We start from the raw sequence: 25,957 nt of genomic DNA, 5'->3' as shown, positions 1-25,957 counted from the left end.
AGTTTTAGTAAGAATTTTCTAAAATAAAGAAGAGTAGAGATTAATCTCTACTCTTCTTTATTTTAATTCGATACGCCAAACATTCATTTAAAGTTGCTAATTCTTTATATTTTCGTTTTTCAAAATCATATGCTCCTCCTGGGAAGAATCCTACAATACTTAAACCAGCTTCAGCACATAGATTGCTAATCTCATCTACCGTATAACAACGTAAAGACTGTGTAACTATATCATTTGAATTATTAGGATGCCACCAATGATCTAACATTCTTTCATTTATACTATCATATTCATATTTTCGCATAGCTGAACTTAAGGCCATTTCTTGTCCACTTACCTTTTTCCAATACAATGGTTGATAAATATCAATAAGTGCACATCCATCATCCCTCATCCAATTTTTAATCCGTTTTAATAGAATTAATTGTTCATCATCTGTTCCTACACCAAATCCATCTAAATAACTAACAACATCAAACTTTTCTTCAAAATTAATTTTATAAAAATCAGCGCAATGAATAGCAATATCATTAGTAGAATGCTCTTTTGCAAACATAACTAACTCTGGTACAAGCTCAACCGTAGTCATCTTTACATGTAACTTAGACATCGCCCTTGCAAATCCGCCATTTCCTGCACCTAGTTCTAACATCGACTGAAATGGATGTCCAATTTGCTCTTTAACTTCTTTAGCAACTTGCTCTAACCAGCTTTCTGTATTGATATTGTAATTGGATAGTTCGAATTGTTTTTCGTAAAATTCTCTCACATCTAATTCGTTCATTATTATTCTCCTCCTGCAATAGATTTTTCTTCTACAGGTGAAAAACTAAATTTCTGACACCCATGAAAAAATCATTATTATTCCCTATATTTAAAATTTATCAAAATAATAAGAAATTTTAAAGTACCAATATAAAAAGCAGATAATGGATGCTACCACTATCTGCTCTATGACTGCTATTATTTTTCTTGTTGATACTCTACCCAATCACCAGAAATGATAACTTTCTTTAGCATCTCTTTATCTTGAGCGACATACACAAATGCACGTATTTCTCTATCGCCTAAATAAATCGTTTCGGTGATTCGGTCATATAAATCACTTTCTGCATTACCTGTATATTCTTCAAGTTCATCTAATTTTTGCAGAACAACCTCATTTACTTCATAAACTTCTCCATATACTTTGTCCCCATTTGAACAAATCATTGCCGGATACCCCTCGTTTGTATCAAATAATTTACCATACGTCCATGCTCCGTCTGCGATGCATTTTCCACCTTGTATAAAATGAGCATTCGTTTGCTCTTTTCTTAATGTGCCATACACGAAAACGTGATGCATATATCCCCTATCCCCTTTATATATCTCTACTTTCTAAATTGTAAATATGCACGAATCATAAAGTAACTCACTTCATTTGGAAGTTGTTCCTTAATTGATTTCAGACCACCTTCTGCATTTTGCACGGCAGTTTCAATCAGTGATTCATATTCTGCGGGAACAAAACTGTTCCAGTCTATTTCCATTCCATCTTCAAAAGAGCGAATTAAATGATTTTCAATTGTTTGTCTTGATAAGCCACGTTCTTTCGCAATTCCATCTAGATCAATGCCTTGTTTATACATTTCATACGTTTCTAAATGAGAATTTGCTGAAGCTTTCCCTGACTTTTTCCGCTCTGTCACCACTTCTGTTTTAACTGTTTCAGCATAGTTTGGATTGTCCTTAATAAAGTGCTGAACTGCTTGTAAGAAGTGAGAACCATACTTCACAAGTTTATGTTCGCCGATCCCTTTCACAGTTAAAAGTTCAGAGTCACTTTGTGGCATTTTTGCACACATATCTTTCAACGTTTGATCAGAGAAAATAACGAATGGAGGTACACCTTCTCCTTGCGCAATTTCTTTACGTACTTCGCGAAGTACTTCAAATAAAGGATGATCTTGAACAATTTGTCTTGTCTCTACTCGTTCTTTACGTAAAACATTCTCTTTACCTAATAATACTTCTTTCCCTTTTTCCGTAACTTTTAATGTTGGATACGTACCATGTTCTACTGCAATTAACTCATCTGAAATTAGAAACTCAATAAATTCACTTACTTCTTTTACACTACGATTTGATAGTAACCCGTATGTTGGTAAAGTATGAAAATTGAATTCAATAACTTTCTTATTTTTCGAACCAGTTAAAACTTGTGCAATCATTTGTTTTCCAAATCGTTGGTTCGTTCTAATCATACAAGATAGAACCATTTGTGATTCTCTCGTCACATCGATACTTTCCCGGTCGTCCGTACAATTTCCGCAGCGGCCACAATCTTCTTTCGGTTCTTCTCCAAAGTATTGCAAAATAAATGATTGTAAACATTGTTCTGTATGACAATAATCAGTCATATTTTGCAGTTTTTCAAGTTCATTTGAAAATCGAGATTCACCTGTCGATTGATCAATTAAAAAGCGCTGTACTTGCACATCCTGAGAAGAATATAGCAATATACATGCACTATCTAAACCGTCACGCCCTGCACGTCCTGCCTCTTGGTAATAACTTTCCATATTTTTTGGCAGTTGATAATGGATAACGTAACGAATATTCGATTTATCAATCCCCATCCCGAATGCAGATGTTGCCACCATTACACTTACTTCATCACGTAAAAAGAGTTCTTGCTGCTCATTTCGATCGGTATCACTCATACCAGCATGGTATTTTGATACCGAAACTCCCGCTTTCATTAAATCCTCATACAATTGATCAACTACTTTTCTAGTAGCAGCATATATAATCCCAGATTCTTTTTGATTTTGACGAATATAATCCGCTAAATATGCATTACGATCTTGTCCTTTAATAACAGTAAATGATAAGTTCTCGCGTTCAAACGTTGTCATAATCGTGTTTTCTTGATTAATTCCAAGCGTGTTACAAATATCTTCACGAACTTGTGGTGTAGCCGTAGCAGTTAATGCTAATACGAGCGGCTTTTCTGGAAGATAATCTAATATGCGATGTATATGTAAATAACTTGGACGGAAATCATGTCCCCACTGCGAAATACAGTGTGCCTCATCAATTGCAATCATCGGGATTTTCATATCGATAAGTTGATCAACAAACTCCATTGAATCAAGTCGCTCCGGCGCCACATAAAGTAACTTATAATGTCCTTGTTTCGCTAATTGAATTCGTTGATTCGCTTCTGTAATAGAAATAGAACTATTAATATAAGTAGCTGAAATACCGTTTTGTATTAATGTATCTACTTGGTCTTTCATAAGTGAAATCAAAGGTGAAATAACTAATGTCGTACCTTCAAATACTAATGCGGGAATTTGATAACAAATTGATTTACCACCACCCGTAGGCATAATACAAACCGTATCTTTCCCATCTAATACATTTTTAATTGTTTCATCTTGTCCTCTTCGGAATGACGAATAACCGAAATAAGACGCTAAAAGTTCTTGTGCTTTTGTAAACAAAAAAGAGTCACCTGCTTTTCTTTATCTTTCATCTATTTCTATTATATCATCACTTATGCGTGATGAAAGTGATGAATACATGACAAACAGCTTGCTTTTTCATTTTTTATGCTTCTCTACATTTTAAAGGTTGTTTAGCAACGGTGTTTTAATGGCTATTTATGTTTATAAATTTTAAAACATAAATAAAGCACATATAAAATGAATTACAAAATAAATATACATTTTATTACTCTTCCTTGAATACTACTAATCTTATACATATGAATTCAGGAGGTTACTATATGAAGCAGCAGAATATTAGTTCCATCAAGCAGAAAACAGTACCGAACCAACTCCAATTCTCGAATCATGATGCGTGGATATATGAATCGTATTATAAATACCAGCCATTATTTTCTTATAGCAAACTTTTTCATTTTCTTTCTCAACTTTTTAAACGTTAATGAGTGTGGGATATATCATTCATAATAATTTTCTCAATATATACCTTATAGACTTACTATAATACAGCTGTTATCATATGAAATATTCTGTTGGATAAACCCCTTTAGTTGACCTGCTTATAAAAGCAGGTCTTTTTTGATTATTATATATTTCAGTACACTTTTAGATACACTTGTAAATCTTTTCTCTATTTTATAACCATACTCCACTCACAACAAATGATGATAATAACGAGATGTAAAATATAAGTTCTTAACATTTATTGAAGTAATTCTTTTTTTCTCAATACACAAAACGAATTTCACTTATTACTATAAAAGTACTCCAGATGAGTTTTTGCTCATCAACATTATCTAGTTAATGGGATCTGCTGCGGGAAGCTGATCCCTTTGACTTTATTAAAGATCCACTTCCATTTGGACACATTTACCAGGTTTTTTCAAGCGAATTTTATGATAATATTACGTAGTCGAGTCCGACATCTCGGCAATACCCTTTTGAGGCTCTGCAACTTCCCTTGCAGAGCCTTGTTTATTTTTATATTCATTTTATTTATATATACCACAATAAAATTCTTCATCTTTTTCCATATCAATTTCTGAAATTAATTTAGGACACGTAACTAAAAATAAATTCCCATCATACTTTGAGTTATACATGTTCAAAGGAGTGTTACCGTTTATGTATTCTTATTGGCAATCGTATTACTCCCCCTATCATAACCCTTATGTACACTTTGATACATCTGTACGTAATTACCGAATTAGTAAAAACGAGAACTTTTTAAAAGGTTATATGCGTTCTTTATGGGAACAACATGTCGCTTGGACGAGATTAGCTATTATTAGCATTGTCTTTAATTTACCAGACGTAAACGTTACAGTTGGGCGGCTTCTTCAAAATGCAACACATATGGGATTGTCACTTGAACCATTCTATGGTGAAGATGCTGTAAAAAAATATAGTGCATTAATTAAAGACCACTTAGTCATTGCAGCGGATCTAGTTAAAGCCGCAAAAGCTGGTGATCAAAATGCAGCTGCCGCTATAGAGAAAAAATGGTACGCTAATGGTGATGAAATTGTGGCGTTTCTTACTAGCATCAATCCATATATAGAAAAAGAAGGATTCAGAAAAATGTTTTATGAACATTTAGCACTTACGAAAGCAGAAGCGCTTGCCTTCCTAAATAAAGATTTTGAAGCAAGCGTAAAACTATACGATAAAATTGAAAAAGAAGCATTAAAAATGGCTGATATGATAACAAATGCAATCGTAAAACAATTCCCACAAGTGTTTCAATAATAATAAGCCGATTTGAAAAAACAAATCGGCTTATAAAACTTTCTATCAATGAAATTTCACCTCTCCTCTTTACATTTAACGTATATCGATATATTTTATTAATATCCGTTTTTTATAGGAGGAAATCTTTTGATTAACGCCATTGGTCTCGTATTTATCCTCACAAATAAACACGAGAAAAAGAAGAAAGTTTATCTAAATGAAAAATTCGCATTAATAGACATTATTGATTCTAAAGAAGTAATTGATGATGAAGGGAACTCACTAGTAGAACTAACATGTAAATACAGTATTTATCTAGATGAAAAATATTACTGTAAATCTCTCGATGATTATACTGGACAAGTATTTCCGTTCTTGAGCGCTAAAATAGGAAAAGGTCTTCTCAGAAACTTAAATTACTATTTCTCTTACGTTGATGCCTATGATAAAAAACCACCCGTTAAAGAAATTAGGCCACTTATGAAACAAGTAACGAACAGATAGCGAAAAATACTCAAAAAAGAAAGCATCTAACTTCGGATGCTTTCTTTTTTTGATTCAAGGACTCGTTAACTTCTATCTCTCTTCTAAAAATATGTATCTAGGCATAGTTTAAATTAAAAACATTGGAGGATTAAACTGAATGAAATACTCAGAAACAATTGTTAGCAAACGGCTTCGAACACTTAAAATATTTAGTATGTTTATTATGCTAGTTTTAATTGGATGGCTTGGATATACAAAATTACTTTATGAAAACGGATTTCTTCAAGAAAAGAAAAATTCAGTTGAAGTAATGAATACTAGTATTACAGGTGAAATTGAACAAAGTTTCCATGTAAACTTACAAGGTTACCGTAAAACAGATGTTAATACTATTATAGATGCAAGTAAAACCGATCCGAGCGAACTATCTTTAATTGAGATTATCAATACATCTTGTTTACGAGATTGCATAGGTGAACCATTGGCATATGTAAACTCAAACGATGGATATATCTTTTATAAGGAGTCTACCGGAACTAATGTAGCTTTAAAAATCAAAAAACAAGACTCGTGGGAAATCGTAAAAAAATCTGTTCAAGATGGAATATAACATTAGAAAATTAAAGAGTACTTAACGTACTCTTTTTATTATTTTTTGCTTTTGATTTCTGGCAAAACTCTAAATATAATTTCCGTGGTGCAGAAAACGCAACAAGTAGCGCTACTCAAGCTAATGAGCGCCAAATGGATAAAGCTTTAAACAAAATAAATAAATAATTTTTTGAATAGGAGAAATAAAAAAGCCGCCCAACAGGACGGCTCTTATTATTTTATTTAAATGAACCCAACTACTAACACGTTTTCCGTTACTAGTCTCACCACTTGCAATATAACCATAACCATCCGAACGTTTTTGACGTAACCAAACATATCCATCTTTTTCATAACCGAATGCATCATACTTCACTTCATCACCTGTATTCAGTGTAGCAATAACAGGAGCATCAGTTAATGGTGCGGTACGAAGTTTAATAGATGTATTTAACTTAAATACACCGTCTTGTTTTGTAAACCAACTAGAATCATATTGACTATTTGCAATTGTTTCATCTACTCCAGTAAACCATGAAAGAGGTTTATCTCCTATAAGTGAGTTAAGATCACACTTACCAATGCCAGGTACATTTCCAGTTTCAGTGTACTGCCAAATATCACAAGGATACGCTGGCTTATTATCACCATATCGCGGAATCCATACAAAATCAGCTTGTATATTACGCGCTCCAAACGAATCATACGTATGATGCCCTACATATAACCCTATCTTTTTAGCTCCTAGTCGGCGTAGTTCATCGATAAACGCCTGTGTCCCACCTTGCATATCACTCATTGTTTGCACTTCAACATCAGCTACCCAAAACTTAGCTGATTTGTCACCACGAGCCCAAAAGTCTTGCGCTTCTTTCTTGGCATCGTTGATAGATACAAAACGACAAAATGCATAATTTCCAAAAGGAATATTCCTTGATTTCATCGCTTGTACATATCCATTATACAAAGGGTCTACATAATTCGAACCATCTTGCACACGTGCAATTACTAAATCTAATTGCGGTCCTGCTACATCCCAATTAATGTCTCCATTCCACTTAGAAATATCTGCAATATAACCCATTATTCAACGTCTCCTTTTTTATTATCATATTCAGAGCTTGTTTTTTTGCTCCTACCACCTAAAACTTCAACTGCGTTTGTTAACGCTGAAGGTAACGGGATTCCCATACGCCCAGCATTTTCTAAAAGTGAAAGTAATTCATTTCCGATAAAGAAAAAGATTGTAGCTTCACGAAGTGCGCTATTTGTTCCTACAATTGCATCTGCTTGAGCTGCTGCTGCGACCAAAAGAAAAAGCACCACCTTTTTGGCGATGCCTTTAAATCCAACTTTACTTTTCAACTCTCCATTAAATCCTGCTGCGATTACTCCTGTTAAATAGTCGATAGCTGCCATGATAACCAGAACTTTCAATGTCGTATCCCATCCTCCCAAGAAATACCCACAGAAGCCACCGAATGTAACTACAAATGTTTTCATTAATACATCAATACGATCCATCTTTCCACTCCTTTTTCGCAAAATAAAAAGCCCACTATTGCGCGCTTGTAATTAAATCTTCTCTTCCTTCTTTAGTTAAGTAAGCATCGACACGTTCCTTGTACTTCAACATAGGCCCGTCAATTACTACTTGTTGATACGTGTAATGCCTTTGAATGATCATCATCGCCATGAATTCAGCCATTTACATTCACATTCCTTTCAATGTTTGTTGCATGATGAATTCAGCCATTGCCGCCTTAGTTACTTCTAGTTCTGTTTTTAGTTTATCCATTTCAGATGGCTCGGGTTCTGGTTGTGGTGGTAATTCCGGTTTTAATTTAATCCACTTCCCATCCTTGAAAACAGGATCATAAATTAAATCTGGACAAATCTCTAAAGTACAGTTTTTAGGAATATCAGGCTCAAAACCTATAACAACATCTTCTTCGTATGGTACTTTAATAGTTTCATAATCTACTTGTCTCATCACGCAATCATGACAATCGTATTTACTAATTGGTTCATCGGTATTATATTCACTATTATTTCCGTCTTCGTCAGTGATTATAATTTTAGGAGGTTCTTTATAGGTCCCATCCTCAATCGATTGATGAAGCTTACATAATTTCTCTTCCGTGACAACTTCTTTCGTTTCTTCTCTGTAGAATGTTTGTTTCTCTGTGATCGCCTTTTCTTCTAAGGGAGTAATTTTCGTTATTTTTTCAAACAAACGACTATACGTGTTGGTTTGCCACAAATTAGAGTACATGATTTAAGACATACACATGCGACGATGTTAATTGAACAAAACGTGAATGTGAAACTAATCTCATCACGCTTAGGGCATGCATCAATTAAAACAACGCTCGATATCTATTCTCATGTATTACCTAGTATGGACAAATCAATATCTGATGAATTAGAAAAGATTATAAAAATGTGACCGGTCTTGTGACCAATCACATCTATAATACCATTCCTTATAATTCCTTCCCATCCGCCACAGCCCCTTTCAACCTCTGCAACATATACCCAATTCCTTTACATCCTGCTAACGGATACGTAATAATTTCTTCTGCATATAATTGTGTCACTACTTTCTTATGCTTCTTGCCTGCAAGTAAAACGATTTCATCAAACTGAAGCAAGTCTTTTTCAATCATCTGTTGTTTTAATTGTTCCACGCTAATAATCTCATCGCTTTTTGAATCAAATGCAAGGTCATAGTTTTCTAGAACAATATCATTTGGTCTTAAAAATCCATGCTTCGCCGATAAGATAACCCAATTCTCGAAAAACATAGTTGCATACGCCTGACATGCTTTTCCGAACGGGCTAATATATACATCCTTTGCCTCCATCGGTCCGTAATCTGGATACTTATCCCAAATTTTCTTTTTCCCGCATGGAATTATGCATAACCTCTTCATCGTTATTTCTTACCTCACTTCTGTTTTTTTAAATATAAAAATATAGAATTCTTTTCTTCTTCATATTCAGCTTCTATATCACCAATACCCACTACGTTCCATCCATTATTTGTTTCTATCGGTTTTTCATTCATTATAATATGAACTTGTGTCATATTTTTAAAATCTTCTTCAAAAGATGCTAAAACAGGTTGATCTATCATATATGTTTTATTATGTATACTCACGCTTAAAAAGGTTTTATGTAATGCTTTATTTCCGTTTAAATTTACATTCATTGGATTAAACATGTTTAATTTCATATTACCTACAATATACAGATGATACCCTTCTTCTTTATAAAATTGCATAAAATCCTTGTCCCTTTCGTTTTGTACAAAATGAAGGATTTGCTTCGTTTCTTTACTTATTGCAATTTCATTATTAAAACTCAAATCCACATTTAGATTTTGTTTTAAAAAAGCATATAACGATTTATCACTATTAAAGAAGCTCGTTTTCCAGTTAGGAAGGATTTCATCTAATAATAAACATAAAAGCATTCCTGAGCTATAGCAGCTCTTCCTAATGTTATAATTAGCTTCATATGCATCTAAAATAAATCCGCTATATTTTCGTAATGTTTCGCTTTCATCCTTTTCACATATTGCATTGTAAGCGTTCATTTCTACATACCAAGCAGGCCCCTCTATACTTTCAACCATACACTCATATGTTATAAACTCTTCTTTCATAAAACTAGTTCTTTGCTCTCTTAGTTCAATAAATTGCTTAATATAATTATATTTCTCAGCTTGTGACTTACAATGCACAGCATCATATAAACACATTCGTTCTTTATTTCGCAATTCTATATTTTCTTCTATTATAGGATATTGAAATCCTAGAGATTCATTTGGAAATCTACTTTCTTTATTCAAATATTGATAGCAATGAAAAAGTTCATGCACCACAATCGCAAGTAAACTTTCATAATCTTTATGCCTATTCATATTCACGATGGCAGTTGGATAATCTTTTAATAAGATACATGTATCAGCCTTAAATTGGTCATCTCGCTTTAAAACGGCATACTCACCATCATCTTTCAAATATAATGGATGATGAAATACATACACATGCTCATCATTATATAATGCAAATGCAGCCCTCTTAAAACCAGGCCATAGCCCATTCAATAATTCTATATTTACATCTTTCTTTATTCGATTTAATATATTGTTCATTATATATAACACCCCTATATCATTCTACATACACCTATTCTATTCTACTTAAAAACAACCCTTTTATTTACATAAATATTAGATAAACCTATATCTTATCTCAATTTATAATGTATTATACAAATATACATGTGATGATTTTATGAAAAGGGGGTGAACAAATGAAAAATATAATCCCTGCACTAGTACTCTATATTATCGTTTGCGTAATCGCTATGATTGCTCCAACATCTCAAGGCTATAATCATGTTGGCTGGAAATTGTTTGTTGGGCAAGCGTATGCTATACCTATTTTCCTCATTGCTGCTATTATTACATTTTATATAAACAAGAAAAAATTTACGAACAAACAGTTATAAGGATAGCAAATGCTATCCTTATTTTAATTCATTAATTAAATCCAAAATTACACTTGCAGTACTTTCTATCCTTTCTTCCGAAAAATCAAACGTGATACCTGTTTTTTCATATATTTCTTGTATAGGTAAATTCCAATCTGAACTAGCTCCCTCTTTAAAGAAAGCAATCGCTTTTTTTGGATCCTCTCGATAAATTTGAAACAATTGTATTGCTCCTATTTGCGCAATTGCGTATTCAATTTTATAGAAAGGAAACTGAACATAATGAAATGACTCTAACCAGCTTGCACCGATGTCATCTTCTAATCCTGCAATATTGACTGATGAATATTGATATCTTTTACATAGTTCAGCGTATTTCTTATCACGTTCTTCTGATGTATGGTTTGGATTTGAATAGAGCCAGTGCTGGAATACATCTCCTGCAACTGACGACATTAATAAAGACAAAGCGCGGTATAATTGGATGCGCTGCACTTCTTTATATTCATCCTCTTGCTTATAAAAGATATTAAGCTTATCCATTACTAGTAACTCAAGACTGAGGGAATAAAGCTCAGCCACCTCTTCACGAAGAAATCTTTCTTGCATGCTACTATCATTGTTAAATTGTTTATAAAAATGAAATGCATGCCCCACTTCATGTATTAGCGCGTTAATTGCATAAAATGATGGACTAAAATTAGAATACACAAAAACCTCTTTACTATGAGGAAAGGTAAAACAAGCAGCTCCCGGTGCTTTATTTTCACGTTCTTCTACGTCAATTAATCCCGCTTTTCGTATATGAATAAATTTCTCATAAAAATATAAATCTGTCTTCCGAAATATTTCTTCCACCCCATTCAATAAATCAATAGCATTTTGGAATGGAGCTTTTGGTACTTTACATGGAGTAAGGTCCCAAGGGCGATATTTTTTTACACCAAGATTCTTTTTAGAAAGAACCCCCAACTGTTCCCATATTGGTACAACATATTTTTCTATAGATTCATGAAGCTTATAACACTCTTCAATACTATAATCTCTATTTTTTTGTTTAAAAGCATACTCACTATAATTATTAAATCCTGCATGTAAAGCTATCTCATTCCGCAATTGTATGAGTTCATTCATAATACAATATATTTCTATTTTCACTATACTTCTTGCTTCACATAAAGTGTACCAAGCTTTTTCGCGAATAGCTCTATTGGGGTTATCTAGTTTTGCTTTTACGTATGCATACGTCTTTTGCTCTCCTTCCCAATTAATAGATATGTTAGACATTATTTCTCTATATTTCGTAATAAGCTTTTGCTCTTTAATGGAAAGAGCAATGTTCTTTTCATTAAACATTTTACTTTTTACCAATCTTGCTTTTTTCATAAAACTGTATTTCTGCTCATTTAATAAGTCGGAAAACGGAGACTCTCTAAATTTCTGGTCAAATTTTGCATTGTATCTTTTTAAAAGTGGTTGAATTGTATTTTGATTATACATATGTAAATTACGTTTATTTCTGTCATTTGTATCTCTATACATGGCAATTAAACTACTTGTTATCTCCTCTTCTATTTCAGCGGTTACACGCAGTTCATCCAAAAGCCAACTCTCTAATTCTGAAACAGAAGTAATATTTCGCTCTAAAAGTGACTGTAATTTACTCTCCAAATCATTAAGCATACACAATCCTCCTTTTTAAAAATTTTAATTTTCTGTTTTTTAGAGATAGAAAAGGACAAGTAGCCAATCCGACTACTTGTCCTTGCTGTGTATCTGTACTCAATAAAATTAAGCTTGGAATGCTTCTGTTAATACTGGTACGATTTGTTTTTTACGAGATACAACACCTTTTAAAGTAGCAGTGTTGTTTTCTAGAGATACGTTGTATGCTTTCTCAACAACGTTTGCTGCTTTACCGATCGCAAGACCGACAGAATCGTTAGTTAAGATATCAGTTACAACGAATAAGAATAGGTCTAAACCTTTTTCTTCTACTACTGCAGAGATAACTTTTTCAAGTTCCGCTTGGTGTACAAGAACGTCGTTTGTATCAACAGCGTTTACTTGTGCGATTTCAACTTTCGCATTACCCATTTGGAATTCTTTAGCGTCAAGAGAGATTAATTGCTCCATTGTTTTTCCGCTTAAGTCAGCACCAGCTTTTAACATTTCTAAGCCGTAGCTATCAGCATCTACACCAGCGATTTCCGCTAATTCACGAGCTGCTGCTACGTCTTGCTCTGTGCAAGTTGGAGATTTGAATAGTAAAGAATCTGAAATGATTGCAGATAACATTAAACCTGCAACTTCTTTACGAATTGTAACGCCATTTTCTTTGTACATTTTGTTTAAGATTGTAGCTGTACAACCAACTGGCTCACAACGGTAGTAAATAGGATCGCTTGTTTCAAAGTTAGCAATACGGTGATGGTCAATAACTTCTAACACACGAACAGATTCGATATCGTTAGCACTTTGTTGACGCTCGTTATGATCAACTAAAATAACGTTGTCCACTTCGCTTGCAACTGTCTCAACAAAACGCGGTCCTTCTACTTTAAAATGGTCTAACGCAAATTGAGTTTCACCGCTGATTTCGCCTAAACGTACAGGCTCAGCATTCATTCCTAATTCTTTTTTCAATTCTGCATAAGCAATTGCAGAACAAATTGCATCTGTATCTGGGTTTTTATGCCCGAAAACTAGTACTTTTTCCATGTTTTCCACCTCTTCATGAAAAGGATATCTTAAAGAAGCAAATATGACAATATTTAAAGCTGAATTTTTTATAAATAATTGTACTTTCTTCTATATTTTTCATCTTTTTTCGTAAAAAAAGATCATCTAAAATGAATTAGATGATCGAAATGTATATTTTATTTAAAATAAGCTAGGAGCCTGCACTACATGATTTAGCGCGAAATTTGATGCTAAACCGTTATTTACAAGGTTAACATCTATAACTTGATAAAATGCATTCCCAGTATCTGCAATTTCCCAAACAGCTAAAATAAGGTGATATCCATTTCTATCAGTAGGTACATTTGCTTCATGAGTTACTGAATTTCCTGGTCTAGTTCCTCCATCATTTTTCACATAGAATGGCACTAAATCTAAATCAGATCTTGTTAACGGCTTATTTGGATTCCAATCTTTTTTCGTAATATAGTATTTCCATTCTTTCGTACTATGAGGTGCAGTTAGTTTCCACTTGAATGTATTCGTCCCGCCGTTTAACGTAACTTTCTTCCACCTATCAACTGTTTGAACATCTAAAGCAGGAAAATGGCCTGCTCCTGCGATTTGTCCATCAGAAGGTCCTAATTGCGGGAATCCACCTATTCCTTCTACACTTTGTGGCTCATATTGAATCGGTCCGCAATTTACATTTACCCCTTGCTTACATAAATAAGATCGGCTCGCTGGTGATTCTACATATCCATGAGCTGAAGCTTTTTCTGAAAAACCGAAAGTTAACAATCCCGTAAGTAATATACCACCACTTAATATAACTTTCTTCACCTTCTGTAAACCTTTCGTTCTCATCCCATCATCCCCTCTCCCATAATAAAGCGAAAATAACTATAGTCGGCTAGTCATCTTCTCTACATCCATTATAAGTCGAAGAACATACCTAAAAGAACCCTCTAAAAACTTTCTCAAATTCATTTAGTACATTAAATAAATTTTATTGATACATTCAAATAACACCGCTAGAGAAATATAGACGGTGTTAAATATACTCAATTAAACTATTCGTTTATAAATAAATTACGAAATTGGCAAAGTTAGTCTAGTTATCAAATAGCCCTCTCCCTCTCAGATTTGCGGAAACTGGCTCCTTTCCGATTTCACGTGCCCATATAGATAACTGGCCGATATGATGGATTTCGTGGACAATGACATGACGTATTAACTCTCCGTGTGTACATTCAATGACTCGGCGCCTAATTGGTGCGTCTCTTGAGCTAATCGGCTCTTCATTGAAGTCAGCTTTTGAAAGTTTCCGAGAATCCATTTCATTTGTCCAAGAGGTCACAAATGGCTTCACTTTCCCGTGGTATTGAGCTGAAAGATTTTTCACTTTTTGTAAGCTGGCATACTCTTCAAACAATGGCTCCTCAGGCACTGATTCACCACGCAACCCTAAGATCCACATACATTCCACATCTACAATATGAAATAGAGTATGTAGTATACTGCCGAACCCACCGACCCGTTTCTTTACGAGTTCTTCGGCCGACATGTCTTCGCACCACGTAAACCAATCATCACGAACTTGCCAGTTATATTGAAACAGTTTCAACATCACAGCAACCTCCATCTTTTAGATTAACATTTAATATTCACCAAAAGACTTCAAAATTCCTATTTAAGTAATACCTCTTATACAACTGTTAAAACCTTATACAAATTGGCCCTCAAATTGAACATTCAATATGAAGTTAATGAATGAAAAGAACCCCCCTATTATACAGGGGTTTATCAATCTTTTTACAAATCAATACTCAGACCTAATAACAAATTTGTCATTTGAAAATATCCCTCTTTTTAAATAAAAATACTAAATCATTTTATAATAAATAACCGTTGCATCTAAATTACCATTTGGGGATATTGCGTATTCTGGTATTTTTCCAACTTCTTTATAATCTAATGATTTATACAATCTATTAGAAGGGTCTCCTTCTCTCGTATCTAGCACTATAAGAGACCTATTTTCTTGCTTTGCCCTTTCCTCTGCTTTTTGCATAAGCAAACGTCCAATGCCATTACGTCTGAAGTTTGGATGAGTCATTAACTTACAAATTTCAGCTCTATGAATCCCATTAGGCTTTGTAACTAAATGTAATTGAATACTCCCTGCCACTTCATTATTTATTTTAGCAACATACAAGATCACTTCTGGTGCTAAAACAGTTTCCCAATACTTTGTTGATTCTATTTGTTCCAGTGGAGGTAAAAAACCAATTGACGCCCCATCATCTACAACCGTTTTCAAAAGTTTAGAAAGCTCTTCCATATCATCATTTATTTGCTTAATCTCTTCAATTACTAAATTTTGCATTACTAATCCCCCTTTTGTTTCATTGTACCAAGTTTTAAGGAAGGAATAACAGGTTACTAAAAGGAAATATATATTTAGCTAAAACATACTTATATAATGTATGGCAAGTGGAGGGATTAACCATTAGTAAAACAGGTTTTAACTTAATAAAACATGAGGACAACTTTAATCTTGGCTATGAAGATATCGAAGAGATAGCTATGAGCTGTAAATTCTCTAACTGCACTCATACAAATGAACCACATTGCGCAATTAAAAAAGCTATTTCCGATGGATTTCTTACAGAAGAAATAATGAATTGTTATTATCGAGATAAGAATGAATTCGAATATGTATGTAAACAAAAGAACAAAACAAAAGCTATTGATTATATGAAACAATTGAAACTTTTTAGAAAATCTTAATACTAAATAAATAGTTGTTATTTCTCATTCCGACTAAATTTAAAATTCTTACTTTAATACATCACATACCAAATAATTTTTATACTCAAATTTAATCTCACGTAAAAGAACGTTTTAAACATAAAGTTTAAAACGTTCTTTTACATTCAATGCTTCTGATTTTTCAGTTCACTTAAACACTCTTGTACTAATGTTACCGCTTGACTCATTGCAGCTCCGCCAGCAAATGCTGCTGATACACCACATGCTTCCAGAATCTCTTTATCTGAACATCCTTGATCAAGACAACCTTTTGTATGATAAATGGTACAATATTCATCTTGCGTTGCTAGACTAATTCCTAATGCGATAAGTTGTTTTTCCCTTTTTGTTAAAGCGCCCTCTTGAAAACAAGCTTGCGTGAATGCATTATATGTTTCTGCAATTTCAGGAATTTGGTTTGTAAAACTACCGATACCTTCTTTATAATGATGTAGAACGTCATTTACTGAACTATGTTGTTCGTGTTCCATCTTATTATTACCCCCATTCAAATTATGTGTACCTATTGTAGTATGTGATGAAAAGAAGGTAATATACCTCGTTTAATAGAATGAATATTCAGTTTATTATAACTAAAATTTCAGACTATCATCCTCTACCGTTTGTTCTTTATAGTTTTTCCTTTCAATTTCTTTACTTCTTTCTTCCCAAAACGTTAAACCTTCAATTCCCACATTTTTAGGATCAAATACTGGATCTTTCCCTTCCTTTTTCTGTGCTTCATAATCTTTTAACACTTTTAATGCGATTTTACTTAATAGTAGAATCGCAATTAAGTTTAACCATGCCATGCTACCGATTCCTAAATCTCCAAGATTCCATAAAAGCGACGCTGATTCTACGCTACCGATGTAAACCATAATTAAAAATCCAATTTTTAAAACTGGTTTTAACCAGCTATGTTTAAGCTCACGATCTAAATAAGTAAGTGTCGTTTCAGCGATATAGTAGTATGCGAGTAAAGTTGTAAATGCGAAGAAAAATATTGCGATTGAAATAAATAATGGACCAAACCCTGTCATAACAGTTTCAACTGCTTGTTGTGTATAGATTGGACCTGCATCAACATTCCCTATATTCTTTACTATAGCGCTTTTCCCTTCAGGTATAACATTATACATACCTGTTATTAAAATCATAAGAGCTGTCGCTGTACATACAACAATTGTATCGATATATACAGAAAACGCTTGAACTAACCCTTGTTTTGCAGGATGGGATACTTCAGCAGCAGCGGAGCTATACGTCGCTTCTCCAACACCAGCAACATTTGAAAATACAGCACGCTTTACGCCCCATGCGATTGCTGCACCAACGATTCCGCCAAACATTTCATTTACACCAAAAGCACTAGAGAAAATTAAAGCGAACATACTTGGAATTTCTGTTACATTCGCAATTAATACGATACATGTAACAATTACATAACCTATTGCCATAAATGGAACAAGCATTTGCGAAACGCCCGCAATTCTCTTTACGCCACCAAAAATGATTGATGCTAATAATATAACTAATAATATTCCAGTTATATATTTGCTAATGCCATTAGAGTTTTCAAATCCAACTGCGATACTACTAGACTGAATACCTGGTAATAAAACGCCATATGAAAGTGTTACAACAACCGCTACAATGACTGCAAACCATTTCATTTTCAGGCCTTTTTCAATGAAATATGGTGTACCACCTCGGTATTCATTCCCAACTTTACTTTTATACACTTGTGATAATGTTGATTCAACAAATGCACTCGCCGCTCCTAAAAGAGCCATTACCCACATCCAAAACACAGCTCCTGGTCCACCAAAAGCGATAGCTGTCGCGACCCCTGCGATATTACCTATTCCAACCCTACCTGATAAGGCTAAACAAAATGCTTGAAAGGATGAAATTCCCGTCTCCGAGCTCTTCCCTTCAAATAATAGTTTTATCATCTCTTTAAAATAACGAATTTGCAGAAAACGAGTGGCAATTGTAAAATACACACCTGCCCCTAATGCAAAAACAACTAACCCAATACTCCATACTTGCCCTACTAACCACTCTACTAATTGCTCCATCCAAATCCCCCTTAACATTCTTTTGAAAACTATTTTATATATAAGAAAACGGACAACTATTATTAAACCTTACAGTTGTCCGCATCTCTTATTATTCCATCCCTCTATTTATTAACAGTTAGATTCTCTATTACTTTATATTTACCCAAACACTTTTCACTTCTGTGTAATTATCAAGCGCGTATGAACCTAACTCACGACCGATACCAGATTGTTTAAACCCACCAAATGGTGCAGCTGCATTTTCTAAGTTATAATCATTAATCCATACTGTTCCTGCCTTTAATTTATTGGCAACTTGATGTCCTGTTTTAATATTTTGTGTCCATACGCCCGCAGCGAGTCCGTATGAAGAGCGATTTGCTCTTTCGATAACCTCTTCTGTTGAATCAAATGGAAGTACAACGACAACGGGTCCAAAAATTTCTTCCTTCACAATTGTCATATCATCAGTAACATTTGTGAAAACTGTTGGCTGTACAAAATATCCTTTTTCAAATGCCCGTTCACCACCAACAGCAACAGTAGCACCTTCTGCTTTTCCTTGTTCAATGTAATGTAGCACACGTTCTTGTTGCTTTTTAGATACGAGTGGCCCCATTTCCGTTTCCTTCTCCATACCTGCTCCAAGTTTTACGTTGTTCGCCATTTTTACTAATTCAGCTACGACTGTTTCGTAATGTTTTCGGTGAACGAATACGCGAGATCCAGCACTACAATTTTGGCCGTGATTATACATAATACCTTGGAATGCGCCGTTAATCGCTTCTTCTAAATCAGCGTCTTCTAAAATGATATTTGGTGATTTACCACCAAGTTCTAACGTTACATGTTTAATTGTTTCTGCAGATTGACGCATAATATATTTCCCTGTAACTGTTGAACCTGTGAAGGCTACTTTATCAATATCATGATGGTTTACGATTGCAGCTCCTGCTTCAGGGCCAAAACCTGGAACAAAGTTTACAACACCGTTTGGAAAACCTGCTTCTTTAAAGAGCTTCGCTGTATATAATAACGATAAAGGCGTTTGCTCTGCTGGTTTTAATACGATTGTACAACCTGTTGCTAGTGCAGCTCCCATTTTCCAAGAAGACATAACGAGTGGAAAATTCCAAGGAATAATTTGACCTACAACGCCAACAGGTTCATGGCGTGTGTAATTTAAGTAATCTTTTGAAATCGGAATTGTTTGCCCGATAATTTTCGTAGCCCATCCCGCATAATAACGATAATTTTCTACAGTCGCTGCAATATCATCATCCAGTGCTACTTGATATGGTTTTCCATTATCTAAAGCTTCTAACTGCGCTAATTCTTCTCCATGCTCTTCAATTAAGTCTGCTAATTTATAAATTAGGTGCGCTCTTTCAGCGGTAGTCATTTCTGCCCAAGGTCCTGATTCAAATGCAGATCTTGCAGCTTTTACCGCTACATCAATATCCTCTTCTCGCGCTTCGCATACGACAGCTAAAACATCTTCTGTTGCTGGATTGTATGTCTCAAATGTCTTCCCGCTAATGGAAGGTACAAATTCACCATTAATAAACATTTTAATTTCTTCATTTAAAAACGCTTTCACTTTTGGTCTCAGCTCAATGTTTGTCGTTAACATATATGCTCTCCTCCTTATTTAAACAGCTGCATGAGCTGCAATTTTTGAAATAATCGTTTGAAGTTTTTGATCTTCTTCTTCAGTTAATCCGAGTCTCGGATAACGAGAAGGTCCCCCAGCTTGCCCGTATAATTCCATTGAGCGTTTAACGATTTGTACATATTTTCCTGATCCTTCAAGAAACTCGCAAAGAGGTAAAATAGCATCGTTTATTTCCCAAGCTTTTTCTAATTCACCATTTTGGAAATGCTCATACATTTTCGTAACAAGTCCCGGTACGATATTTCCTGCTACTGAAACCCATCCCGTTGCACCTACTAAATAAGACTCCATAACTAAATCTTCAGATCCACAGAAGACTTGAAAAGCACCTTCGCTTTGTCGTACTAAATCTCTTGCTTTACGAATATCTCCGCTAGATTCTTTAATATGTGTAACATTTTCACATTCTTTTCCAATACGTAGCATGAGCTCTGTACTCATATCAACACCAGATGTAAACGGATTATTGTATAACATAATTGGTATATTTACAGCATTTGAGATTTCTTTAAAATGAAAATAGATTTCCTCTTCTTTCGGCTTACAATAGTACGAGTTAATAATTAATGCGCAATCCGCTCCGTGTGCTTCTGCATATTTCGTATATTCAATCGTTTCTTTCGTCGTTTCTGCTGCAGTTCCTACAATAACTAGAATACGACCATCAACTTCTTTTAATACTGTTTCTACCATTTTAAATCGTTCTTCTTTTGATAAACTAACAAACTCACCTGTGCTTCCATTAATAATAATGCCAGCTACCTTTTGATCGATAAAATAGTTTACGTTTTGTTTTACACCGTTCCAATTAATTTCTTGAAACTCATCCATTGGTGTAATTAATACTGGAAATGCCCCTTTAATGTTTTTCATATTTATCTCTCCCTTTACTATTTTATTTTAATAAAAATCCTGTCGGAAACGGATCTGTAGAGTCTAATAGAAACGTCTGCATCCCTGTAATAAATCCTCTACTTTCAAAACGGAAAATGTAACCCGTTTCTTCCTTCTTCACTTTTTCAACTGTTATAAAGCTATTAAATATACTTTCATTTATAAAAGGTTTATCCGCCATATAATCATTTTTAAATAACGCATGAACATAAGATACAATAGTAGAAATAAAACCTGGCGAACGTACGATAAAGTTATCTTCATGAAATGTAATCGACTTTATATGGTTCTTATCTTTCTGCGAAGAATCTACTAAAATAAGCCTTTTTATTAACCACTGTTTTTGTATAGCTTGTAGTGTAGATTCTCCCCATTTTTTCAATTCAGAAATGTTTTCAATACGAATGTCTGGTGAATACGTATCTTTTTCTACAACTGCATATACTTTATCTGCTTGAATGAGAGAGTAACTTATATTATCAACCTGTAAATTTTTCTCAATCATATAACATAGTTTACTTTCAAATGAAACAGAAACAACTTCATCATTCTCAACATACGCATGGACTGAAAATATACCAGATAGCGTTTCGATTTTGTATTGGTTCGTCTCTCTCTTTTTTAAATACCCGCTTTCTAGTAACATCGTTATGACTGCGACAATGCCTCCATAATGAAGCGGAATGGATCCTTCTTGATTAAAAAATAATACAGCTGCATCGACTTCCGTATGAATAGAAGGGACGACAATACACCCATTTAATCCGATAAAACCACGTGGCTCGTTTAATAAAAGCTGCATTTCTTCTGCTAATTCACCCGAAAATTGTTCGTTTAATTGCTCTAAACTGTAGTAGTATTTGCATGGTACATCTTTCATTACACGAAATGCTTCACCATTTACATGTACGTCTACTGCTGTATACATTTTTTGAATGTTCATTTTACATCCTCCGTTTCATGTTCCATCGGCGGAATTAGCAAAAAGCCTTCTTTAAGTGGGTCCTTTTCATTATAAAAAAATCTATGCATCCCCATAAGCCAAGCTGAACCTGTAATTTTCGTTACGACAGCTTCAATATTTTCTACAGATGTTGTATTTATGACGCACCCTTTAAATAAAGAGCCAACGATACTCTCATGAATAAACTCTTCATCCACTTCAATTTTTTGATTTGCGTATAATACAGCTAACTTCGCTGATGTTCCTGTACCACATGGAGAACGATCAATTCCTCCTGGCGGAACGACAACTGTATTTTTCACATGAGCACTTTCATGAGTAGGATCTGTATAAAATTCAATATGGGTTAACCCTCTAATAAATGAATACTGCGGATGAATGATTTCAAATTCCTCATTAATGATATTTCTAATATGAATTGCCTTATCGATGATTGTAGATGCATGTTCCGGTACTAACTCTAAACCTACTGACTTCGCATCAATAATGGCATAGAAATTTCCTCCATACGCAATATCTGCTTCTACAGTTCCAATCCCTTCAACTTGTACAGTAATATGTTTCAATAAAAAAGCTGGTATGTTACAGAAAGAGACTTCTTTCGCTTTTCCATCTTGAACAAAGATATCCACTTCAACTAAGCCGGCTGGCGTGTCTAACTTTAACGAAGTAATCGGTTCAACTACAGGAATTAAACCTGATTCAATTAAAGCTGTACATACACCAATTGTATCGTGACCACACATCGGTAAATATCCACCTGTCTCTATGTATATAACACCAATATCTGCTTCAGGATGACACGGATCTGTTAATAGTGCTCCTGACATTACATCATGACCACGCGGTTCATTCATTAACAATTTGCGAATCCAGTCATACTCCTTTTTCATATGTAACATCTTCTCTGCCATCGTCTCTCCAATTAACTTTGGAAGTCCGCTTATCAATGTCCTCGTCGGATTCCCGCCCGTATGTGTATCAATCGTCGTAAAGACTCTTTGTGACCTCATCCGTTTAACACCCTTTCTGTAAAACGACTCAAACGAAGTGGTTCAATAGGAATGATTGTTTCTTTTTCATTTAATAACTCTTCAATTACTTTTCCAGTAACCGCTGCAAGGCTAATGCCATCCCCTTCATGCCCCGCTGCGATAAAGTAGTTCGGGATATGTTGCACGCGTGAAATGATTGGCAAATGATCTTCTGTCCACGGGCGTAATCCAGCATATGAACGAATCACCATCATATCCGCCATTTTCGGATAAAAACGAATTGCTCTGTTTGCAATACATTTAATAACCTCGTTGTTTATCTTCGTATGAAAACCTACAAACTCTCTACTACTACCAATTAAAAAATTTTGGCTTTCTGTCGGCTCAAACACAAGAGCTACCCCATATTTCTCAGTTAAAGCATCCACTTTTCGTTTTCCGCCAAATTTAGAAATTAAATAGCCAAATTCCATTACTTTACGGCAACCAACGTGTTGTTGCCTTGAAGCTACAATAATATGTCCTTTTCTCGGTTCAATTGGGATATTTACATCCAACATTTCTCCGATTTTCGGAGCCCACACACCGGCTGCGTTTACCACTTGTTTCGCAGTAAACGTCCCGTTAGTCGTTTCTACAATAAAGGAACCGTCTATATCTCTTTTCATTTCTTTTACTTCCGTATGATTAAAAGCTTTCGTACCAAATTTCTTCGATTCTGTAAGAAGTGAAAAAGCAAGGAGATATGGATTTACAGTCGAATCCGTTGCGCATTCTAACCCGCCTAATAAATCTTCTGCAAAAAATGGCGATTCTTCTCTTATATCTTGTCTATCAAGCATTCGAAACGGTAAACCAGCTTCCTTTTGACGATTCACCCATTGCTGGGCTGCTTCCATTTCTTCGTCCGACTCACATACGAGAATACTTCCTGGTGCTCTATATTCAAATGAGTGCTCTAACTCTTCACTTAAATCAGTTACTAACTTTTGACTTACTAACGACATTTGACTATCAAACCCTGGGTCTTTATCAATAGCCAAAATATTCCCGTCACACCGTGAAGACGTCCCACTGACAAATTCTCCTTTTTCAATGATTGTTACGTCTCTTCCGTATTTTGAAGTGTAATAAGCGATTGAACATCCTATAATTCCACCACCTATTATTAAAACGTCACAGTGCCTCACGTAGCACCCCTCCCTTCTTTTTAATCCCTCACTTTCTTTTATGCAATTGACGTGCCAACTCTACATATATACACTTTTTACAAATAATATTTTTATTTGTAAAAATATTTTGAATTTATCATAAATAGGTGTATTATTTTTTTATCACTGTCAAAATTTTTATACATAATAGGAGGACAATATGGCATTCTCATTTCCCACAATACAAGAATTTCTAAAAACTTTATTAATTGATCACACAAACAATTTGCAACATATTGAGCAAGTTAACGAAAAGTTTTATTACAGCCCTTCTACTACAGAAAAATACAACTGTGCAGTTATAGATGAAGATGATTCATTCAACACTTTAATTGACGCGTTTTCTCATGAAATGACCGTTATCGTAATAAACGAAAATAAAGAGCCTATATGCTGTATAACGGCTCAACAAATCATTCCGTTTCTTGTTAAGTCTTACAATGAACTACAATCTTTCTATAACACCGTAATACAAACAACTGATTCTTCTGTTACAGTTATCGATGATAAAGAATGTGTTCGTACTTGGACAGATGGCGCCGAAAAGATTTTTTCAGTCAACCATACTGAAATTATTGGACAACCTATCACTCGCTTTTTTGACTATAAAGATTTGGAAATTTTACAATCATTACATGACGGAAAAAGCATAATTGCTCAGTTCCATCAGCCTCGTCCAGATTTATTTGTATTAATTAACTCAAACCCAGTGTATTGTAACGATGAAATTATTGGAGCAGTCGTTTCAGAAACTGATGTTACGAATCAAGTTGCTTTAAATGAAAAACTATTTAATATGTCACATGAAATGCACCGATTAGAACAAGAGGTCGCAAAATATAAAGATGAATTAGACCCTTTCCTTGCGATGAATGGAAAGAGCCCTGTTATACAAAGAACGATACAATTAGCTAGAAAGGTGTGTTCGGTGAAATCAACAGTTTTAATACTCGGAGAAAGTGGTGTTGGAAAAGAAGTATTTGCGAAAGCAATCCATGAAGCAAGTGAAGCAACTAAAGCACCTTTCATTTCAATTAACTGCGGCGCCATTCCAGAAGCGTTATTTGAAAGTGAATTATTCGGGTATGAGCGCGGGGCGTTTTCTGGTGCAAATAGTAAAGGGAAAAAGGGTAAAATAGAGCTCGCGCAAGGCGGTACATTATTCCTAGATGAAATAGGAGAAATGCCGCTCGATATGCAAGTAAAGCTTTTACGTGTACTACAAGAACGAAAATATTACCGAGTTGGTGGAGAAAAAGAGATTCATATTAATTTCCGCATTATCGCTGCTACAAATCGTGATTTACAAGAGGAAATGAGAAAAGGCACGTTCCGAGAAGATTTATACTATCGCCTAAATGTAGTTAGCTTGCATATTCCACCGCTGCGCGAAAGACGCGAGGATATTATTGAATTAACCTATTCTTTTTTAAACGATTTTTCAATCAACTATAACAGACCAATTCGTGACTTACCTTCCAGCATTATGCATGAGTTACTTCATTACAATTGGCCAGGTAATATTCGCGAACTTCGTAACGTTGTTGAAAGACTTGTCGTATTTGCGACTGACGGTATTATAAAACAAGAATATTTACCATTTCATACAACTGAAACGTTAGAGAATCATACGGCTCATTCCCTATTACTCAGCAACAATCATACAATCCTTTCTTTACAAGAAGAAATGGATGAACATGAGAAGAAAGTTATTGAGAGGGCTTTACGCATTTTAAATGGGAATAAATTAGAGTGCGCGAAACAACTCGGTGTTACGAGAGCCACTTTATATAACCGTTTAAAAAAACTTGGTTTACAATAACCGTTTCCCTCCTCTATATTGGCATAGTT

General features: G+C 34.5%; 28 protein-coding genes and 1 pseudogene. 8 read left to right on the top strand and 21 right to left on the bottom strand.

Annotation, left to right across the window (positions count from 1 at the left end; all coding sequences use genetic code 11):
* Window positions 1-40: 40 nt before the first annotated feature.
* The 3 genes from DN389_RS14570 to recQ form a co-directional block, all read right to left on the bottom strand.
* A complete protein-coding gene (locus DN389_RS14570; RefSeq protein ID WP_098190783.1) occupies window positions 41-784 on the bottom strand; it encodes a class I SAM-dependent methyltransferase in 744 nt (247 codons plus the stop codon).
* A gap of 179 nt (window positions 785-963) precedes the next feature.
* Window positions 964-1,347, bottom strand: a complete 384-nt coding sequence (locus tag DN389_RS14565) for a gamma-glutamylcyclotransferase family protein (RefSeq protein ID WP_149237301.1) — start codon at window positions 1,345-1,347, stop codon at window positions 964-966.
* Window positions 1,348-1,373: 26 nt separating this feature from the next.
* Window positions 1,374-3,491, bottom strand: coding sequence for a DNA helicase RecQ (recQ, locus tag DN389_RS14560; protein ID WP_098190781.1), 2,118 nt, complete (start codon window positions 3,489-3,491; stop codon window positions 1,374-1,376).
* 284 nt (window positions 3,492-3,775) lie between these two features.
* Here recQ and DN389_RS28455 point away from each other — a divergent pair, with 284 nt between their 5' ends.
* The 4 genes from DN389_RS28455 to DN389_RS14545 all read left to right on the top strand — a co-directional run bounded on the left by DN389_RS28455 (window position 3,776) and on the right by DN389_RS14545 (window position 6,321).
* Window positions 3,776-3,937: a hypothetical protein gene (locus DN389_RS28455; RefSeq protein ID WP_179955896.1), complete on the top strand. Its 162-nt coding sequence runs from the start codon at window positions 3,776-3,778 to the stop codon at window positions 3,935-3,937.
* Between the two features lie 682 nt (window positions 3,938-4,619).
* On the top strand, window positions 4,620-5,243 hold the full coding sequence (locus DN389_RS14555) for an acetylglutamate kinase (RefSeq protein ID WP_142343600.1): 624 nt from the start codon (window positions 4,620-4,622) through the stop codon (window positions 5,241-5,243).
* Window positions 5,244-5,372: 129 nt separating this feature from the next.
* Window positions 5,373-5,729: a hypothetical protein gene (locus DN389_RS14550; RefSeq protein ID WP_000606238.1), complete on the top strand. Its 357-nt coding sequence runs from the start codon at window positions 5,373-5,375 to the stop codon at window positions 5,727-5,729.
* A gap of 139 nt (window positions 5,730-5,868) precedes the next feature.
* Window positions 5,869-6,321, top strand: coding sequence for a hypothetical protein (locus DN389_RS14545; RefSeq protein WP_046959662.1), 453 nt, complete (start codon window positions 5,869-5,871; stop codon window positions 6,319-6,321).
* A 120-nt stretch (window positions 6,322-6,441) separates the two neighbouring features.
* On the opposite strand, the gene DN389_RS14540 is transcribed toward DN389_RS14545, so the two are convergent.
* Genes DN389_RS14540 through DN389_RS14530 form a run of 4 tightly spaced genes read right to left on the bottom strand, consistent with a single transcriptional unit; the run spans window position 6,442 to window position 8,565 of the window.
* Complete coding sequence (locus DN389_RS14540; RefSeq protein ID WP_254981048.1) at window positions 6,442-7,386, bottom strand: GH25 family lysozyme; 945 nt, start codon at window positions 7,384-7,386, stop codon at window positions 6,442-6,444.
* A complete protein-coding gene (locus tag DN389_RS14535; protein ID WP_088122339.1) occupies window positions 7,386-7,826 on the bottom strand; it encodes a phage holin family protein in 441 nt (146 codons plus the stop codon). Before DN389_RS14535 ends, DN389_RS14540 begins: the two co-directional genes overlap by 1 nt.
* A gap of 34 nt (window positions 7,827-7,860) precedes the next feature.
* Window positions 7,861-8,010 (bottom strand): hypothetical protein, encoded by a 150-nt coding sequence (locus DN389_RS28450; protein ID WP_176359477.1) that lies wholly within the window; start codon window positions 8,008-8,010, stop codon window positions 7,861-7,863.
* A gap of 6 nt (window positions 8,011-8,016) precedes the next feature.
* Window positions 8,017-8,565, bottom strand: coding sequence for a hypothetical protein (locus DN389_RS14530; RefSeq protein ID WP_223266022.1), 549 nt, complete (start codon window positions 8,563-8,565; stop codon window positions 8,017-8,019).
* Here DN389_RS14530 and DN389_RS14525 point away from each other — a divergent pair.
* Window positions 8,515-8,751: pseudogene (locus DN389_RS14525) on the top strand (tyrosine-type recombinase/integrase); the annotation flags it as partial. The gene DN389_RS14530 and the pseudogene DN389_RS14525 overlap by 51 nt on opposite strands.
* 37 nt (window positions 8,752-8,788) lie before the next feature.
* Here the strand turns inward: DN389_RS14525 and DN389_RS14520 are convergent.
* Window positions 8,789-9,238, bottom strand: a complete 450-nt coding sequence (locus DN389_RS14520; RefSeq protein ID WP_088122341.1) for a DUF6884 domain-containing protein — start codon at window positions 9,236-9,238, stop codon at window positions 8,789-8,791.
* Window positions 9,239-9,252: 14 nt separating this feature from the next.
* A complete protein-coding gene (locus DN389_RS14515; RefSeq protein ID WP_088122342.1) occupies window positions 9,253-10,464 on the bottom strand; it encodes a peptide ABC transporter permease in 1,212 nt (403 codons plus the stop codon).
* 161 nt (window positions 10,465-10,625) lie between these two features.
* Between DN389_RS14515 and DN389_RS14510 the strand changes: the two genes are divergently transcribed.
* Complete coding sequence (locus tag DN389_RS14510; RefSeq protein WP_088122343.1) at window positions 10,626-10,823, top strand: DUF4017 family protein; 198 nt, start codon at window positions 10,626-10,628, stop codon at window positions 10,821-10,823.
* An 18-nt stretch (window positions 10,824-10,841) separates the two neighbouring features.
* On the opposite strand, the gene DN389_RS14505 is transcribed toward DN389_RS14510, so the two are convergent.
* The 5 genes from DN389_RS14505 to DN389_RS14480 all read right to left on the bottom strand — a co-directional run bounded on the left by DN389_RS14505 (window position 10,842) and on the right by DN389_RS14480 (window position 15,876).
* The gene (locus DN389_RS14505) at window positions 10,842-12,488 is read right to left on the bottom strand and encodes a M3 family oligoendopeptidase (RefSeq protein WP_098190776.1); all 1,647 of its coding nucleotides are present in this window, start codon (window positions 12,486-12,488) and stop codon (window positions 10,842-10,844) included.
* A gap of 108 nt (window positions 12,489-12,596) precedes the next feature.
* On the bottom strand, window positions 12,597-13,526 hold the full coding sequence (gene ppaC / locus DN389_RS14495; RefSeq protein ID WP_000416841.1) for a manganese-dependent inorganic pyrophosphatase: 930 nt from the start codon (window positions 13,524-13,526) through the stop codon (window positions 12,597-12,599).
* A 162-nt stretch (window positions 13,527-13,688) separates the two neighbouring features.
* A complete protein-coding gene (locus DN389_RS14490) occupies window positions 13,689-14,354 on the bottom strand; it encodes a lytic polysaccharide monooxygenase (protein ID WP_088122345.1) in 666 nt (221 codons plus the stop codon).
* Between the two features lie 247 nt (window positions 14,355-14,601).
* Complete coding sequence (locus DN389_RS14485; RefSeq protein WP_149237300.1) at window positions 14,602-15,117, bottom strand: DinB family protein; 516 nt, start codon at window positions 15,115-15,117, stop codon at window positions 14,602-14,604.
* 255 nt (window positions 15,118-15,372) lie between these two features.
* Window positions 15,373-15,876 (bottom strand): GNAT family N-acetyltransferase, encoded by a 504-nt coding sequence (locus DN389_RS14480; protein WP_060487070.1) that lies wholly within the window; start codon window positions 15,874-15,876, stop codon window positions 15,373-15,375.
* Between the two features lie 107 nt (window positions 15,877-15,983).
* Here DN389_RS14480 and DN389_RS28810 point away from each other — a divergent pair, with 107 nt between their 5' ends.
* Window positions 15,984-16,280 carry a hypothetical protein gene (locus tag DN389_RS28810; protein WP_088080602.1) on the top strand — a complete coding sequence of 99 codons (297 nt, stop codon included), beginning with the start codon at window positions 15,984-15,986 and terminating at the stop codon, window positions 16,278-16,280.
* A gap of 146 nt (window positions 16,281-16,426) precedes the next feature.
* On the opposite strand, the gene DN389_RS14470 is transcribed toward DN389_RS28810, so the two are convergent.
* The 7 genes from DN389_RS14470 to DN389_RS14440 all read right to left on the bottom strand — a co-directional run bounded on the left by DN389_RS14470 (window position 16,427) and on the right by DN389_RS14440 (window position 24,085).
* Complete coding sequence (locus DN389_RS14470; protein WP_016087526.1) at window positions 16,427-16,792, bottom strand: carboxymuconolactone decarboxylase family protein; 366 nt, start codon at window positions 16,790-16,792, stop codon at window positions 16,427-16,429.
* Window positions 16,793-16,894: 102 nt separating this feature from the next.
* Window positions 16,895-18,385, bottom strand: a complete 1,491-nt coding sequence (locus tag DN389_RS14465; RefSeq protein WP_098201506.1) for an alanine/glycine:cation symporter family protein — start codon at window positions 18,383-18,385, stop codon at window positions 16,895-16,897.
* A 130-nt stretch (window positions 18,386-18,515) separates the two neighbouring features.
* Window positions 18,516-20,000: an aldehyde dehydrogenase family protein gene (locus tag DN389_RS14460; protein ID WP_098189808.1), complete on the bottom strand. Its 1,485-nt coding sequence runs from the start codon at window positions 19,998-20,000 to the stop codon at window positions 18,516-18,518.
* A gap of 18 nt (window positions 20,001-20,018) precedes the next feature.
* Window positions 20,019-20,915: a 4-hydroxy-tetrahydrodipicolinate synthase gene (gene dapA / locus DN389_RS14455; protein WP_149237299.1), complete on the bottom strand. Its 897-nt coding sequence runs from the start codon at window positions 20,913-20,915 to the stop codon at window positions 20,019-20,021.
* 22 nt (window positions 20,916-20,937) lie between these two features.
* Entirely contained in the window at window positions 20,938-21,879 is a 942-nt protein-coding gene (locus DN389_RS14450; RefSeq protein WP_098815260.1) for a proline racemase family protein, read from the bottom strand.
* The gene (locus tag DN389_RS14445; protein WP_060487075.1) at window positions 21,876-22,913 is read right to left on the bottom strand and encodes a proline racemase family protein; all 1,038 of its coding nucleotides are present in this window, start codon (window positions 22,911-22,913) and stop codon (window positions 21,876-21,878) included. Before DN389_RS14445 ends, DN389_RS14450 begins: the two co-directional genes overlap by 4 nt.
* Window positions 22,910-24,085 carry an NAD(P)/FAD-dependent oxidoreductase gene (locus DN389_RS14440; protein ID WP_098189805.1) on the bottom strand — a complete coding sequence of 392 codons (1,176 nt, stop codon included), beginning with the start codon at window positions 24,083-24,085 and terminating at the stop codon, window positions 22,910-22,912. Before DN389_RS14440 ends, DN389_RS14445 begins: the two co-directional genes overlap by 4 nt.
* A gap of 181 nt (window positions 24,086-24,266) precedes the next feature.
* Between DN389_RS14440 and DN389_RS14435 the strand changes: the two genes are divergently transcribed.
* Window positions 24,267-25,928, top strand: a complete 1,662-nt coding sequence (locus DN389_RS14435) for a sigma-54 interaction domain-containing protein (protein WP_088122355.1) — start codon at window positions 24,267-24,269, stop codon at window positions 25,926-25,928.
* The last annotated feature ends 29 nt before the right edge of the window (window positions 25,929-25,957 follow it).

The sequence above is a fragment of the Bacillus sp. AY3-1 genome, from assembly GCF_008368785.1.
Lineage (GTDB): Bacteria > Bacillota > Bacilli > Bacillales > Bacillaceae_G > Bacillus_A > Bacillus_A wiedmannii.
The sequence above is the reverse complement of the archived record's forward strand: the minus strand, read 5'-3'. Positions and strand labels throughout refer to the sequence as shown.